The sequence below is a fragment of the Micromonospora sp. IBSANI012 genome (assembly GCF_052814045.1).
Map to the genome: position 1 here is coordinate 5326482 of NZ_CP199933.1, position 14792 is coordinate 5341273.

The window sequence follows — 14792 nt, forward strand, 5'->3', positions numbered from 1 at the left end:
GGGAACGCTCACCAGGTCTGATCCTCGACCCAAGCCGAACCCATTTGGGACCACCGCGTCACCCGTGGCCAGCCGTACGCCGGCCAGGCGTCGCCCGCCACTGCGAGGGGCCCGGCACTCCGGCCGGGCGGCGATCGTGGCTTGCGGTCGGAGCGCGGTTCGACCGCGTCGGCTTGCCGTGGGGCATGGGCGCAGGGGCGGGACGCAGCACCCGTACGCCGGACCGCTGCACGTAGACCTCACGCTTGTCCACCGCCAAGCCCTTGTCGTTCAGCACGTAGCCCCGTCAGCCAGACCCACCCCTCGTACGTCGGGCGGTCGTCCACACTCACCAGCCGTAGGCGTAGGGCGCGGGGGCCGCCGAACTGGACGCTGGCTGCCGCGCCTATCAGCAGCACGTCTCCCGGCTTGAAGGTCCTCATGCCGGCCAGTGCCCACGGTTGATCGGTATGCGGTGGCGGGCATGGCACGGTAGTTCCGAGCCGAAGCGGCACACCCTGCGCCAGCGTGCCCAGCTCCAGGCGCGCCGATGTCTGCGGGCAAGCGTCAGCGCGGTGGCAAGTAGGTAATCGTCATAGTGGATCCGGACAATCAGCACTCCTGGACGCCGGTCGGGGTTCACGGGTGACCGCTTCCTACGTCACTTGCTGACGATGGTTGGTGCATGGTCAGATGGCAGGGCCGAACCAAGGGAACTGACATCATGCCCTCTGCACCTGCTGAGTACCGAAGAATTGCCGACGAGTTGACCGCGAAGATCAAGAGCGGTGAGCTCGCGCCGGGGACGAAGCTGCCCAGCACGGCCGAGCTCGCGGATCAGTTCGCCGTCAGCGTTGCCACCGCGTACCGCGCGGTCTCGCTCCTGCATGACCGGGATCTGGTCGTGGGCCAGACCGGACGCGGGGTCTACGTCGCAGGGGCGAAGTAGCCGGGCTACGCCGCCTCGGCCTCCCTGTTCAGCCTGGCCGCCCGACTGCCGCTACTCGTCCTCTGTGGCGTGGACTCTCAACCGGTTCGCGCGGTTCCTGGTTCGCGGAGGTCAGCGAGTCGCGTGCCGCATGATCCAGGTGGGCAGCGGCTCCGGGAAGGCGCGTACCACCTCCCAGCCGGCGCGGCCGTACACCTCGACGTTGTCGGGGTTGCTGGTCTCCAGGATCGCCGGCAGTTCGTCCGCGGCGGCACGGACCAGTCCGGCTCTCATGACGGCGTGGCCCCACCGGCGGCCGGCGTTCTGCGGATGGGTACCCAGGACACCGAGGTACCAGTAGGGAGCGGCCGGCAGTGCCGCATGCACGGCCTCGTCGTAGGCGTGGACGCGGGCCAGTGCGTCGGCGGGGAGTTGGGCGACGAGGTCGTCGTCCGGCCACTCGCTCTGCATCGCGGGAGGCTCCCAGATTGCGACCGACGCGCCGCGCTCGATCGTCCAGATCGTCTCCTTGCGCACCCGCTTGTCGAAGAGGTGCCCGAAGAAGGCGGCGGCGTACTGCGGGTAGGTCGCCTCGTCGGGAAACAGGTACCGGAGGACGGGGTCCTTGGTGAATGCGGCGACCAGCGAGCTGATGACCCGGTCACGGTCTTCCGGGGTGGCGACGGTGATCTCAGGCGCGGTCACAGCGTCCGACCGTATCGCAGGCGGTTCGGTCGCACACCCGGCCGCACAGCCGAACCGGACCCGGAATACGGCTGCCCGTCCGCGGAGGCGGTGCCATATGCTGCGCCCGTCGTCACGGGGACACGGGGGAATCAGATGCGAAGCCAGGGCAGGGCGGCGGTCACGGCTGCGCTGATCACGATGGTGCTGACAGGCTGCGGCACGCCGGCCGGCACGGACGCGGACCTGACCGACGACTGGCGGCCGATGGCAGCGGCGCGGCAGTTCAGCCCGCAGGCCGGCGAGTGCCACCTGATCCGCGAGGCGACCGCGTACCTCACCAGCTACGCCCCGGTGGACTGCGCCACGACCCACCTGGTGGAGACGTTCCACGTCGGCACCTTCACCGGCGCCCTGGCCGCGCGGCCCATCCCGCCCAGGGTGGAGTCGTCCGCCATGCGCGCCGCCTTCGCCGACTGTGACAAGCGGGCCAAGCAGTTCGTGGGCGGTGACTGGCGGGACGCCCGCCTGTCGGTGCAGGTCGCACCGGCCTCGCCGGCTGGTTGGACGGGCGGCAGCCGCTGGTACCGCTGCGACATCTTCGAGTTGGACGAGGTGAGCGGCGCCAACGGCGACAGCGACCGGGCGATCGACCGGGCGGGCACGCTGCGCGACACGGTGGGCAGCCGCTCCCCGCTGACCCACGGCTGCTCGAACGAGGACGACTGGGGACGGCTGCGGCCGGCCGGCTGCACCACCGCGCACCAATTCGAGTACGCCGGCATCTGGACCGCCCCGGACCGCTCCTACCAGGTCACCAACCGGGACGGGAAGACCATCCACGCCGGGTGCCGCGCGGTGGTGGCCCGGTACGCCAAGGTGCCGGTCGACGGCAACCTGCGGTACCGCACCGGGACCGCGTACCGTCTGCCGTCGCAGGAGTTGTGGGCGCGCGGTGACCGGGGGGTGCGCTGCTACTTCTGGTCCAGTGGTCGCACGTTCACCCGGTCGATCGCCGGCGGCGGCCCGAAGGTGCTGCCGGTCAACTGAGCCGGGGAGGCAGCGCCGCCCTGGATCACCTCACCCGGGCCGTCAACCCGTACCGTCCGGACCGCTCGTGGCGAGGGGCCGCCCTCCCGGCGAAGCGGAAGGGCGGCCCCTCGTCAACGATCAGTGCGTCAGGCCACCGAGGCGGGGAACCTCTCCCACACCCGGTGCGCGGCCAGCAACTGCTGCACAGCGGTGAACACCTCGGCTCCGGAGTCGCCCGAAATCCATCTGGACGGGTACCTCCATGGAGCGGCGGTGAGCAGGCTCCTGGGCCGTACCCTGACCCGGTCGCGCAAAACGGACTGATCACCACCGACCGGCCAGTCAGGTGGCATCAGGGCGTGGGTCAACGCGGGTGGCCGGTCGGCGGACCGGGAGGTCAGCGGCGGTCGCCGAGGACCTGCGTCAGGGCGTGCGAGGCCTGCCGGACGATGCCGGGGTTGGTCTCCCAGTAGTAGGGCAGGGCCATCACGGCCTGGCACAGCGCCCAGCCACGCCCCCGCAGCCACGACGCGTCGTCGACGTCGAGTTCGGCGCGGAACCGTTCGCGGCTGGCGCCGGCGAACACGTTCCACGCCGGTTGCAGGTCGCAGGCGGGATCACCGACGTTGAGGCCGCCGAAGTCGATGACCGCGGACAGCCGGCCGTCGACGACGAGCAGGTTGCCCGGCAGCAGATCGCCGTGCACCCAGACCTCCGGGGCGTCCCACGCCGGGGCGTCGAGCGACTCCTGCCAGGAACGCAGCGCCGCCGCACCGTCGATCCGGTCGCCGAGCCGTGCGACCGCCCGCCGGACGCCCTCGTCGAGCTCCGCGAGCGCTGCGCCCCGCTTGCCGGGAAGGCGCGGGAAGGCGCCGGTGGTGTCGATCCGGCGCAGCGCGGCCACGAATGCGGCGAGATCGACCGCCGCCCGGTCCAGGTCGTCGATCGTGCCGTTCGCGTTCTCGCCCGGCAGCCACTCGCACACCGACCAGTCGAAGGGATAGCCCTCGGCGGGGCGCCCCATCGCCACCGGCACGGGCAGCGCGAGCGGCAGGTGCGGCGCGAGCTTCGGCAGCCACTCCGCCTCCTGGGCCGCCTGCCTGGTGGCCCAGCCGATCCGCGGCAGCCGGACGACGAGGTGCTCACCGAGCCGGTAGATGTCGTGGTCGGTGCCGTACGACGGGACCGGACGGATCGGCAGCCCGGCCCAGTGCGGGAACTGTCCGGCCAGGAGGCGGCGGACCAGGTCGACGTCGGTTTCGATCTCGTCGGCGTGCATCTTGAGAGCGCTCATCGCGGCCATCCTCAGCGAACCGGAAGGAGCGCGGCAACCCAGTTCCAGGCGGCGCGGCGCCTCGTACGTCGACCGAAAACGCCGACGCGCCCGGCCGGGAGGCCGGGCGCGTCGTCAGGTGATGCGGTCAGATGATGCTGTTGAAGCCGCCCCAGCCGCTGCCGATCTGCTGGTAGCCGCTGAAGGGGACGCCGTTGTCGCGAACGATGTTGTTCGCGTAGAGCAGCAGCGTGCCGTCGGTCTTGCGGCCCACCAGGTCGGTGTAGGGCCGGGTGCTCGACGGGGTCGAGAGCGTCCGGGACCGGCTGGCCGAGCTGGCCCACAGCGCGCGCACCGAATGCCTCTCCTTCACCACCGGGGGCGCGCAGACCCCGGACACCATCCAGGCGGAGGCGCCGCTCAACCAGCAGGCCTTGCAGCGCGGTGTCCGCATCCGGAACGTGTATCAGGACAGCTTCCGCAACGATCCCGCCACGCTGGCCCACGCCCGGTTGATGGCGGACCTGGGCGGTCAGTCGCGCACCACGCCGACGCTGCCCATGCGCGTGGTCATCGTCGATCGGGAGATCGCCCTGGTCCCCATCGACCCCGGCAACTCGCGGCAGGGCGCGTTGGAGCTGCGCAGCCCGGGCGTCGTCGCCGGACTGATCGCGCTCTTCGAACAGGTGTGGCACAGTGCGACCCCGTTCGGCGAACGGACGGCGGCCGACGATCAGGGCCTCACCCCGCAGGAAACGTGAACTGCTGCGGCTGCTCGCCGCCGGGCACACCGACGAGTCGGCGGCCCGCCAGCTGGCGATCTCCGTGCGCAGCGTGCAGCGGATGATGACGTCGCTGACCGAGCGGCTCGGCGCCGCCAGCCGGTTCCAGGCCGGCGTACAGGCAGCCAGCCGCGGTTGGGTGTGAGGGCAGCCGGGATGCTCCTGGAGTCGTCGAGCGGCTGCGCGGCAGCCGGGTGACGGCGGTGCGGGCCGGTTGTCGGTCCGGCTCGCTACCCTCCGCCGGTGACCGACACCGCTGACGCGATCCGTGTGCCCACTGTGGAGGACGAGGCCCGCTTCTGGGCACTGGTCGAGGCCGCCTGGGAGCGGCTCGGCCCGGAGCCGGCGGCGCTGCGCCGGGCCCTGGCGACCCGCGACCCGGAGGCCGACGACGTCGACCCGTACGCGATCGACGACTGGCTCGACCCCTTCCTCGCCAATCTCCGGGCGCTCTGTGCCGACCTGTCCGGCCGGGAGCTGACCGACCTCGACCGCGTGGTCGAGCGGAAGCTCCACGACATCGACCGGGAGGACATCCACGAGGTGACGGACGGCTCCGACGACGGATTCCTCTACTGCCGGGGCTGGATCGTCGCGCTGGGTCGGGAGTTCTACGAGGCCGTGCGCGCCGACCCGGCGATGGCCGTGCTGGACGCCGACTGCGAGGAGCTGTGCTACTTCTTCGCCCACCTGCACGAGGAACGCTTCGGGGAGTGGCCCGACACCGGCTCCGGCATCTCGCGGGAGTCCACCAGCAACGCCGCCGGCTGGGCGGCGAGCTGACCGGTCGGTACGACGACCGGTCGCGAGACCGGGGATGCTCGGGCACGTCCCGGTCCGGACCCGCCGGGGGCGGCGGCCGCGCGACCGGCCGCCGCCCCGGCTCGCCCCGGAGGGCGGGGGGGTGCGGCGCGCGTCGCACCGACGACCTGGGGGGTGGGTAGTCGGTGCGACGCGGCCTGACCGACGCCGGGGCGGGGCGGAGGGGGAATGGGAGTGAGGTGCCCCGCCCGGCGTCGGAGCTCAGCCGGCGGTCGGGGCGGCCGGCTTGTGGCCGCCGCCCGGGCCCCCGGTACGGGTGGTCTCCTGCGGGTTCGGGCGCGCGTCCGGCTTCCCCGTCGGGTGACTGGGCGGGACCGAGGGGCGGTGGGACGGCTTGCCCTTCTCGGCGGCGAGCAGCGTGGCGCAGTAGCCGGCCACCTGCTCCCGGCCGCCGGCGGTGGTGATCAGCACGGTGAAGGCGGGACTCTCCAGCGCCTTGCCCGGGTTGTCGCCGGCCTTGGCCGTGTAGGCGCGGCAGAGGCCGACCAGGGACGGCGAGGGGGTGCCCTTCCCGCCCGGCGACTTCTCGCCCTTGGCCTTGTCGGCGGGGGCGCCGGTGGCGTGCGCCGAGGGCTTGGCGCTCGCCCCGGTCAGCGGCTTCGGCAGGGCGTGGTTCGCGGCGGCGAGCGCCACCCCACCGGTGGCGGTCACGGCGAGCGCCGTGGCCCCGACCTTCAGGGTGAGCAGTTTCGCCAGTGCGGTGTGCAGCATGGGGTCTCCGGTCTTGGGGGGATGACGGAGTGGCGGTGTCCCCGGGGCGCCTTCCGGGCCACACCTTCCGTGCCCCTCAGCGCCGGCCTCCCCCGATACGTCACACCGGCCCTGCAGGATCGCGACGCGAGGACACCGCTTTAGGCGGCGCGGAAACCCGGGTGACGTCGGCGCGTCCGACGCCCCACCATCGACGGATGCCGTCTACCCGAGCGTCCGAGCCGGACATCCGCCGCTACTACACGGACGTCTACGACGAGGCCGGCCGGCTGGACCGCACGCCGCAGGGGCGGCTGGAGCGGGCCCGTACCCGGGAGTTGCTGGCGCGGCTGCTGCCGGCGCCGCCCGCGACGGTGCTCGACCTGGGCGGCGGCCCGGGGGCGTACGCGGGCTGGCTGGCCGCCGCCGGGCACCCGGTGCACCTGGTCGACCTGGTGCCGGCGCACGCGGCGGCGGCCCGGCGCGACCACCCGGTGGCGAGCGCCAGCGCGGGCGACGCGCGGCACCTGCCGTACGCCGACGCCAGTGTGGACGCCGCGCTGCTGCTCGGCCCGCTCTACCACCTGACCGAGCGGGGCGACCGGGTCACCGCGCTGCGGGAGGCCGCCCGGGTCACCCGTCCGGGCGGGCCGGTGCTGGCCGCCGCGATCAGCCGCAACACGCCGATGATCGACCTGGTCCGGCAGGGCCGGGTGGACGACGGCAGCCGGCCGGCGATCCTGGCTGCGTACGCCACGGGGGTCAACGACCCGGCCACCGGCTTCACCACCGCCTACTTCCACCGTCCGGAACAGCTGGTGGACGAGTTCACCGCCGCCGGGCTGCCGGCGGTCGCCGTGTACGGCATCGAGGGTCCGCTCTGGCCGGTGCTGGAGACGCTCGGCGCGGCCGAGGAGTCCACGCTGTTCCGCGAGGCGGTCGCCTGCGCGCGGGCGTTCGAGTGCGACCCGGCGGTGATCGGGGTGAGCTGCCACCTGCTCGCCGTCGCGACGGTGGGAGCCACCCGTCAGCGACACGACGCGCACCGAGGGTGATCGGAACGGACGTTCCGTGCTATTCTCCCTCGTCGATCTACCGCTGCGCGGACCCGGACGGGTCGCTGCCCGAAGGACGCCTCCCGATGTCGGCCGTACCCGCTCCGACCTCGCCGCCGTCGCTGTTGGACCGGCCGGCCGGTGGCGCGTTCACGCTCATCTTCACCACCCTGCCGGCCCTGCTGCGGCTCACCTGCGGGCTGGTCGGGGCGGTCACCGCGCTTGCGGTGCGCACCCCGCCGGTGCGGACCGGGGCGCTGCTCGTGGCGGTCACGGTGCTGACGGCGTGGTCGGTGTTCTACGCCGTCCGCGCGCTGCGCGCCGGGATCGGCGCCGCGCTGGTCACCGGGGACGTGGCGCTCACCACGGCGGCGTGCCTGCTCATCCCCCACCTGGTCGCACCGGAGGTGCTGCCGGGTGAGGGCAGCTGGATCGCGGTGCTGGCCAGCACCACGGTGATCAACACGCAGGCCACCGCCGCCGCCCGCTGGTCGGTCCCGGCGGGGCTGCTGCTCACCGCCGCCTACGCCACCGGCGCCACCGCCGCCGGCAACCCGGCCGAGGCCACCGCCCACGCGACGACCCTGCTCGGGCAGACCGGGCTGGCGGCGATGATGACCGCCGTCATGCGCCGGCGGATCGGCCGGGCCGACCGGGCCTTCGCCGACTACCAGGGGCTGCGCCGGGACGCGCTGATCGCCCGTACCGCCCGGGAGGCGGAGCGACGGCAGAACCGGGACCTGCACGACACCGTCCTCGGCACGCTCACCATGGTCGGCCTCGGTGCGGTGCCCGACGGGTCGCCGGCGCTGCGCCGGCGGGCCGCGGCGGACCTGCGTACCCTCGTCGGGCTCGCCGACGCGCGGTCCGCGCCGGTCGGCGGCCGGGTCGCGGTCGACGAGTGGTTGCGGGCGGTACGCGACGCCCACCCGGAGCTGGCGGTGACCGCCGAGCTGGCGCCCTGTGCCGCCCCGGCCCCGGCCGCCACCGCGCTCGCGGACGCCACCGCCGCCGCGCTGGCCAACGCGGCCCGGCACGCGCCCGGCGCGACCGTGACGCTGCGGCTGACCACCGAGGCGGAGACCGTCGTGGTCGAGGTGGTCGACGACGGTCCCGGCTTCGACCCGGCCGCCGTCCCGGCCCACCGGTACGGGCTGCGCGAGTCGGTACGCGGGCGCCTCGCCGAGGTCGGCGGGCACGCGGAGGTGACCTCCGCCCCTGGCGAGGGCACCCGGATCCGGTTGGAATGGCCCCATGTCGGCTGACCTCGACGCCGGCCCGGTCGCCGTACCCCGGGTCGATCCGTCCCCGGCGAGCCTCCCGCCGCCGGACGACGTCCCGGCGGTGGACGTGGCCCGCGCCTCGGACCGGGGCGCCCGGATCGCGGCCGTCGCCATCGCGCTGGTCTGGCACGCGGTGATCGGATTGCCGGCGCTGCTGGGGTCGTGGTCCGAGCTGGCCGCGCCGACGGTGGTCGCGGCCGGCTGGCTGGTCGTCGCCGCGACCGGCGGGTACGCCGGGGCCCGGCTGCTGGGCGGGGCCCGGCCGCCGGCGCTGCCCCTGGTCGCGGTGCTGCTGGCGGTGGACGCGGCGGTCTTCGCGGCCAGCGGGCGGGAGCTGTTGTTCACCGCCGCCAACTGGGTCTGGGGCACCCTCGGCTGGTTCTTCGTGGTGGTGCTCTGGGGGCGGCGGATCCCCTGGCTGCTCGCCGTGCTCGCCGCCCACTCGCTGATCGCGCTGGCCGCGCTGCTCGGGCACGGCGCGACCGCCCCCGCCGACCTGACCCGGTACGCGATGTACGTCTACGGCACGTCGTCGCTGCCGATCGCGGTCTTCACCGGCGCGGCGGTGATCGCCGGCCTGGCCCGGCAACGCGCCGCGGCGGCGGCGGCCACCCTCGCGGTGGCCGCCGAGCGGGACGCGGCCGAGCGGGCCCGGCGGGAGCGGCAGGCCCGGCTCGCCCTGGTCAGCGGCGCCGCCGAGGAGGTGCTGGCCGAGCTGGCCGACGGACGCGCCGATCCGGCCGACCCGCTGGTGCAGCGCCGGTGCGTGCTCGCCGCGGCCCGGCTGCGCCGGCTGATCGCCGAGTCGGACGACGTGCCGGACCCGCTGCTGCACGAGCTGCGCGCCGCCGCCGACCTGGCCGAGCGGAACGGCCTGCCGATCGACCTGGTCGCCATCGGCACGCCTGCGCCGCTGCCGGTGGAGGTCCGCCGCCGGCTGGTGGACCCGCCGACCGCCGCGCTGGCCGAGGCGCGGCGCTGGGCCCGGCTGACCGTGGTCGCCGGCCCGGACGAGGTGGTGGTCAGCCTGGTAACCCCCGAGGTGGACGATTCCGCCGGGACCGGTCCGCCCGGCCACGTCGAGGACGACGGCCAGGTGGAGCACGTGCAGGAGCGGGACGGGGAGATCAGGTGGACGCAGACCCGGTGGCGCAGGACGTGAGCGGGGACCGGCCCGTCGGGGTGGCCATCGTGGACGACCACCCGGTGGTGATCGACGGGGTGCGGGCCTGGCTGGCCTCCGAGCCGCGGCTGCGCGTCCTGGCCACCGGGGACGATCCGGACCAGGTGCTGCGGGACGCGCTGGACGCCGACGTGGTCCTGCTGGACCTGCGCCTGCACGGGCGGATGGTGATCGACAAGCTGGCCGAGCTGAGCGCCGCCGGTCGGCGGGTGGTGGTCTACTCCGAGCACACCGACCCGGCGACGATGCTCGCCGCGCTGGACGCCGGGGCGGCGGCGTTCCTGGCCAAGCACGAGGGGCGGGAACACTGCGTGGCGACGGTCCTGGCCGCCGCCAGCGACCGCCCGTACGTGCCACCGGCGCTGGCCGGGGCGATGGTGGGCGACCCTCGCCCGGACCGCCCGGCCCTCTCCGACAAGGAACGGGAGGCGCTGCTGCTCTGGTTCCAGTCGATGTCGAAGGCGTCGGTGGCCCGTCGGATGCGGATCAGCGAGCACACCGTCAAGCAGTACGTGGACCGGGCGCGGATCAAGTACACCCGGGCGGGCCGGCCGGCGGCGACCAAGGCGGCGCTGCTGGCCCGGGCGATCGAGGACGGCCTCGTCCGACCGGAGGAGATCGGCATCTACCGGTCGCAGGCGGCGGCCGACCGGCCGACCCCCTAACGGCTGTCATGACAGGCCCGGCGGGCTCGGCGAGGCTTACCGGCAGGAGGTCAACCGCCGGGAGGTCGTGACGATGCGCGCGGATGCGTCCCCGTTCTTCATCGCACCGCACCGCTTCGACGCGCCGGACGACGAGCTCCGGCCGGTGTTGGACCGGCGCTACGAGCTGGTCCCCGAGCCGGGCGAGCGGGTGTTGCGGCGGCTTCGTACGCCGGTGGCCGGTTGCCTGCTCAGCCCCACCGGCACCCGGCGGCAGTGGGTGCTGCCCGCGCCGGCCACCGTCACCGTCACCGACCGGCGACTGGCGTACGTGTGCGCCGGCGCCGAGTTGTCCGTGGTCTCCGGGCGGGACGGCCGTGGCGACGCCCGGCACCGGCGCGCCCTTCGGCTGTCCCGCCTGGTCAGCGGGCAGATCCGCTGGCAGTGGCCGTCCCGCCTGGAGCTGCCGCCACCCGCCGGCCCGGCGGCGGACGGCCCCGCCCCGGACGCGAAGGCCGACGGGGAACTGCTGGTGGTCTGCGACGCGCTGCGGACCATCCAGCAGCCGGCGCTCGCCCTCGGCGGTCCGGCCGACACGGTGACGGAGCTGGCCCGGCTGGTCCGCCGGTCGGTGGCCACGTTCCGGCTGAGCCACCCGGAGATGGTCGAACTCTCCCCGCCGGAGCGCGACGAGCTGGCCCGCCGGGCGGCACCCGGCCCGCTGGACGGGGTGGCCCGGGTGACGCTGCCCGGTTCGCTGCCGGTGGAGTTCCTGTCCCGGGACGACTACTACCGCACGCCGACGCCGTCGGCGTTGGACGCGGTCGGCGAGTGAGCCCGGGCCCGTAGCCGACGCAGCATCCGGGCGTCGGTGAACCCGACGGCCCGGGCGGCGGACTCGACGGTCGCCCCGTGCCCGATCAGGTGCTCGGCCCGCTCGACCCGCAGCAGCTGCTGGTAGCCGAGCGGCGTGAGCCCGGTGGCCTGACGGAACAGCCGGGTCAGGGTGCGTTCCGCGACCCCGCCGGCGGCGGCCAGGTCGGCCAGCGGCAGCGGCTCGGAGAACCGGCTGTCGATGAGGTCCTGCACCCGGTGGGCCGCGTCGGACAGGTGCGAGCGGTGCCGCATCATCGCGCTGGCCTGCTGCTCGTGCCCGTTGCGCCGGGCGTAGACCACCAGGGTGCGGGCGATCCGGGCGGCGGCGGCCGGGCCGTGCCGGGTGGCTACCAGGTGCAGCGCCACGTCGATGCCGCTGGCGATGCCGGCGGAGGTCACCACCCGGTCGTCCACCACGTAGAGCACGTCCCGGACCACCCGGGCGGCCGGGAAGACCCGGGCCAGGTCGTCCTGCACCTCGTGGTGGGTGGTGCAGCGCCGGCCGTCCAGCAGGCCGGCCCGGCCGAGCGCGAACGCACCGGCGCAGATGCTGGCCACCGTGCCGCCGCGCGCGTGGTGCTCGGCCAGGCGCCGCAGGTCGTCCCGGCCGACCGGCCCCGCCGGCCCGTGCGCCCGCGGCCGCCAGCCGGGTACGACCACCAGGTCGTCCGCGTCGAGCTCCGGCCAACCGGTGGCGGCCCCCAGCGGTACGCCCTGCACGGTCGGCACGGTGTCCCGCTCGGCGACGTAGTGCAGCCGGTAGTCGTACCCGTTGTCGGCGGCGGTGGAGAAGACCTGGGCCGGGCCGGCCAGGTCCAGCAGGTGCAGCTGCGGGACCAGCAGGAAGACGACCCGGGCCATCGGGTCAGCTCCGCGCGCCGACCGGGGTCGCCCCGGTCACCTCGTCGACGGTGCGGACGGTGGCGAAGCGGCCGGCGAGGGCGTACTCCGTCCGGGCGGTCATCTCCGCGCCGGAGAGGGTGCGCGGGTCGGCCAGGATCTCCTCGACGGTGGCGGTGGGCGGCAGGTCCCGGTGCGGGGTCGGGAAGGTCACCGTCGCGTCGGTCACGAACGTCATCTCGTAGCCCAGGTCGCAGCCGACCCGGGTGGTGGTCTCGACGCACTGCTCGGTGCGGATGCCGCAGACGGTCAGGTCGCGGATGCCGGCCATGGTGAGGATCTGCTGGAGGTTGGTGGTGGTGAAGGCGTTGTGGGACGTCTTGACCAGGGTGGGCTCGCCGGCCACCGGGGTCAGCCCCTCGATCAGCCGGACGTGGCCGAGCGCCGGGTCGAAGACGGTCCCGCTGCCCGGCTCGGCGTGCAGGACCCAGACCACCAGGTCGCCCCGGCGACGCGCGGCGTCGACCAGCCGGTCGACCTGGCGCACGATGTCGGGCTGCGACGCGTGGGCCCAGATCGGGCGCTGACGGAAGGACTCCTGGACGTCGATGACGACGAGTGCTGCTCTGCTCATGGCTGTAGATCCTGGCCGGGTGGCTGCCGGGGCGGCAGACACCATCATGCCCGGATGCGGAACGATCCGGTCACCGCCCCGGCCCACCGGAGCCGGGGCGGGCGTGGCTGGCCCGGGCGGGACGGCTCAGGAGGCGGCGGTGCGGCGGCCGCGCCGGTCCAGCTCGGCGGCCTCCTCCAGGGTGGGGGCGGTGCCGCCGAGGTGGGCCGGCTGCCACCAGGCGTCCTCCGGGCCGGCCGGCTTGTCCGGGTACTCCCGCTGGGCGCGCTCGACCAGGGCCGACAGCCGGCTCTTCAGCTCGACGGTCATGGCGTTGGTGTCCGGCCAGTCCGCGGGGTCCATCGGCTCGCCGAGCAGGATGGTGATCGGGGTGTGTCGGCGGGTCAGGTTCTTGGGCCGGCCCTTGGTCCAGAGCCGCTGGGTGCCCCAGAGCGCCACCGGCAGCAGCGGCACGCCGGCCTGCTGCGCCATCCGGGCGGCCCCGCTCTTGAGCTCCTTGACGGTGAGCGAGCGGCTGATCGTCGCCTCGGGGAAGACGCCGACCACCTCGCCCCGCCGCAGCGCGCTCACCGCCGCGTTGTACGACCCGGCGCCGGCGCGGCGGTCCACCGGGATGTGCTTCATGCCGCGCATCAGCGGGCCGGAGACCTTGTGCGCGAAGACCTCGTGCTTCGCCATGAACCGGACCAGCCGGCGGGATTCGTGCGCCCCGTAGCCGCAGAAGATGAAGTCGAGGTAGCTGACGTGGTTGCTGGCCAGCACGGCCCCGCCGGTACGCGGCACGTGGTGGCTGCCCTCGACGGTCAGGCGCAGGTCGAGGACCCGGAACATCGTCTTGGCGGCGGCGATCACAGGGGGGTACACGAGTTCCGACATTCGCCAACTTTACCCCGCGTAGGTTACGGACCCGTAGGGCCCGAAACCGGCCCTCGGTGGTTTCGGCCCCGGGTCCGTCGCTCTGCCGCTGGCAGAAGGGCTCGCCACCGCCGACGCCCGCGGCCCAGGATGGCGGGATGACGGAACGCGCGGTGCTGCTCTGGATCCACGGCGGCGGGTGGCGTGGCCGGTCGGACGAGGACGGCGCGGCCCTGGCCCGGCTCGGGCTGCGGGTGGTGGCGGCGACCTACCGCTTCTCCCACCAGGCGCACTGGCCGGCCCAGCTCGACGACGTACGCCGGGCGGCGCGGGCCGCCCGCGCGGAGGCGGGCGGGCTGCCGCTGCTGGTCGCCGGAGACTCGGCCGGCGGCACCCTGGCCCTGCACCTGGCGCTGCGCGGGATCGACCGGCCGGACGACGTCGCGGCGGGGCTGGCGTACTGGCCGGTGAGCGACCCGCTGGACGACGAGTGGCGCCGGTCGCGGGCGTCCGACGACCCGTGGGCCGACCTGTTGGGCCACCCGCCGGTCGCCGGTGACCCCGCCACCGTCGACTCGACCGTCGCCAGCCACCTCGGCAACCGGGTGCCGATGCTGCTCGTGCACGGCACCGGCGACGCGGCCGTCCCGGTGGGCCAGTCGGTCGCCCTCACCGGGGCGCTCGTCGCCGCCGGCCATCCCACCCACACCTGGATCACCCACGGCGGCCACGCCCTGAACCTGGACCGGCCGGACATCCGGGCGGTCACCGCCGCGTTCCTCGACACCGTCCTGCCGGCCCGCTGACCGGCGGAGAAATCCACCGCCCACGGGGAGTCGGCGGGGCTACCGTCGACGCATGCCGGAGCTGCACTCCATCGTGATCCACTGCCGCGACCCGTACCTGCTGGCGCCCTTCTGGAGCGTGGTCACCGGGCTGCCGGTGGTGCCGGAGGACGAGGCGAAGCTCGCCGACCGGTCGCTGGCCCCGGGCGAGTCGGTCCTGCTGCGCGACCCGCACGGGCACCGCCCCGACGTCTGGATCTCCCCCGTGCCCGAGCTGCCCGCCCCCGGTCGGATCCACCTCGACCTGGTGGGCGACGCCGAGGAGCGGGCCGACGTGCTGGCGGCCGGCGCCACCGTGGTCCGGGAGCTGCCGGGCTGGACGGTCCTCGCCGACCCCGAGGGCAACGAGTTCTGCCTGCTCCCCCACCGGCCCTGAGCGGGCGGCGG

General features: G+C 74.6%; 17 protein-coding genes and 1 pseudogene. 11 read left to right on the forward strand and 7 right to left on the reverse strand.

Annotated features, from left to right (window positions below; all coding sequences use genetic code 11):
* Positions 1-745: 745 nt before the first annotated feature.
* A complete protein-coding gene (locus tag ACTWM8_RS24560; RefSeq protein ID WP_446211072.1) occupies positions 746-928 on the forward strand; it encodes a GntR family transcriptional regulator in 183 nt (60 codons plus the stop codon).
* A gap of 111 nt (positions 929-1039) precedes the next feature.
* Here ACTWM8_RS24560 and ACTWM8_RS24565 read toward each other — a convergent pair whose 3' ends face one another.
* Entirely contained in the window at positions 1040-1612 is a 573-nt protein-coding gene (locus tag ACTWM8_RS24565) for an N-acetyltransferase (protein ID WP_446211073.1), read from the reverse strand.
* 180 nt (positions 1613-1792) lie between these two features.
* Between ACTWM8_RS24565 and ACTWM8_RS24570 the strand changes: the two genes are divergently transcribed.
* Positions 1793-2641, forward strand: a complete 849-nt coding sequence (locus ACTWM8_RS24570; RefSeq protein WP_446211074.1) for a septum formation family protein — start codon at positions 1793-1795, stop codon at positions 2639-2641.
* Between the two features lie 379 nt (positions 2642-3020).
* Here the strand turns inward: ACTWM8_RS24570 and ACTWM8_RS24575 are convergent, their stop codons facing one another.
* Together ACTWM8_RS24575 and ACTWM8_RS24580 are read right to left on the reverse strand one after the other, a co-directional pair.
* Positions 3021-3917, reverse strand: coding sequence for an aminoglycoside phosphotransferase family protein (locus ACTWM8_RS24575; protein ID WP_446211075.1), 897 nt, complete (start codon positions 3915-3917; stop codon positions 3021-3023).
* 127 nt (positions 3918-4044) lie between these two features.
* Positions 4045-4170 carry a hypothetical protein gene (locus ACTWM8_RS24580; RefSeq protein WP_446214731.1) on the reverse strand — a complete coding sequence of 42 codons (126 nt, stop codon included), beginning with the start codon at positions 4168-4170 and terminating at the stop codon, positions 4045-4047.
* Between the two features lie 6 nt (positions 4171-4176).
* Here ACTWM8_RS24580 and ACTWM8_RS24585 point away from each other — a divergent pair.
* Positions 4177-4823: pseudogene (locus ACTWM8_RS24585) on the forward strand (helix-turn-helix transcriptional regulator); the annotation flags it as partial.
* Positions 4824-4921: 98 nt separating this feature from the next.
* Complete coding sequence (locus ACTWM8_RS24590) at positions 4922-5461, forward strand: DUF4240 domain-containing protein (RefSeq protein ID WP_446211076.1); 540 nt, start codon at positions 4922-4924, stop codon at positions 5459-5461.
* A gap of 240 nt (positions 5462-5701) precedes the next feature.
* Here the strand turns inward: ACTWM8_RS24590 and ACTWM8_RS24595 are convergent, their stop codons facing one another.
* On the reverse strand, positions 5702-6211 hold the full coding sequence (locus ACTWM8_RS24595) for a hypothetical protein (protein WP_446211077.1): 510 nt from the start codon (positions 6209-6211) through the stop codon (positions 5702-5704).
* A gap of 197 nt (positions 6212-6408) precedes the next feature.
* Between ACTWM8_RS24595 and ACTWM8_RS24600 the strand changes: the two genes are divergently transcribed.
* From ACTWM8_RS24600 to ACTWM8_RS24620, 5 genes are all read left to right on the forward strand, one after another.
* A complete protein-coding gene (locus ACTWM8_RS24600) occupies positions 6409-7245 on the forward strand; it encodes a class I SAM-dependent methyltransferase (protein ID WP_446211078.1) in 837 nt (278 codons plus the stop codon).
* An 86-nt stretch (positions 7246-7331) separates the two neighbouring features.
* Positions 7332-8510 carry an ATP-binding protein gene (locus ACTWM8_RS24605; RefSeq protein ID WP_446211079.1) on the forward strand — a complete coding sequence of 393 codons (1179 nt, stop codon included), beginning with the start codon at positions 7332-7334 and terminating at the stop codon, positions 8508-8510.
* The gene (locus tag ACTWM8_RS24610; RefSeq protein ID WP_446211080.1) at positions 8500-9690 is read left to right on the forward strand and encodes a hypothetical protein; all 1191 of its coding nucleotides are present in this window, start codon (positions 8500-8502) and stop codon (positions 9688-9690) included. Before ACTWM8_RS24605 ends, ACTWM8_RS24610 begins: the two co-directional genes overlap by 11 nt.
* Positions 9660-10376 carry a response regulator gene (locus tag ACTWM8_RS24615; RefSeq protein ID WP_446211081.1) on the forward strand — a complete coding sequence of 239 codons (717 nt, stop codon included), beginning with the start codon at positions 9660-9662 and terminating at the stop codon, positions 10374-10376. Before ACTWM8_RS24610 ends, ACTWM8_RS24615 begins: the two co-directional genes overlap by 31 nt.
* A gap of 73 nt (positions 10377-10449) precedes the next feature.
* Positions 10450-11190, forward strand: coding sequence for a hypothetical protein (locus ACTWM8_RS24620; protein ID WP_446211082.1), 741 nt, complete (start codon positions 10450-10452; stop codon positions 11188-11190).
* On the opposite strand, the gene ACTWM8_RS24625 is transcribed toward ACTWM8_RS24620, so the two are convergent.
* The 3 genes from ACTWM8_RS24625 to ACTWM8_RS24635 all read right to left on the reverse strand — a co-directional run bounded on the left by ACTWM8_RS24625 (position 11145) and on the right by ACTWM8_RS24635 (position 13581).
* The gene (locus ACTWM8_RS24625) at positions 11145-12092 is read right to left on the reverse strand and encodes a GlxA family transcriptional regulator (RefSeq protein ID WP_154942371.1); all 948 of its coding nucleotides are present in this window, start codon (positions 12090-12092) and stop codon (positions 11145-11147) included. The two genes, ACTWM8_RS24620 and ACTWM8_RS24625, sit on opposite strands and share 46 nt — an antisense overlap.
* 4 nt (positions 12093-12096) lie before the next feature.
* Entirely contained in the window at positions 12097-12705 is a 609-nt protein-coding gene (locus ACTWM8_RS24630; protein ID WP_377607900.1) for an isochorismatase family protein, read from the reverse strand.
* A gap of 126 nt (positions 12706-12831) precedes the next feature.
* Complete coding sequence (locus ACTWM8_RS24635) at positions 12832-13581, reverse strand: lysophospholipid acyltransferase family protein (protein WP_446211083.1); 750 nt, start codon at positions 13579-13581, stop codon at positions 12832-12834.
* 137 nt (positions 13582-13718) lie between these two features.
* Here ACTWM8_RS24635 and ACTWM8_RS24640 point away from each other — a divergent pair, with 137 nt between their 5' ends.
* Together ACTWM8_RS24640 and ACTWM8_RS24645 are read left to right on the forward strand one after the other, a co-directional pair.
* A complete protein-coding gene (locus ACTWM8_RS24640) occupies positions 13719-14366 on the forward strand; it encodes an alpha/beta hydrolase (protein WP_446211084.1) in 648 nt (215 codons plus the stop codon).
* Positions 14367-14418: 52 nt separating this feature from the next.
* Positions 14419-14781, forward strand: a complete 363-nt coding sequence (locus ACTWM8_RS24645) for a VOC family protein (protein WP_446211085.1) — start codon at positions 14419-14421, stop codon at positions 14779-14781.
* Positions 14782-14792: the final 11 nt, after the last annotated feature.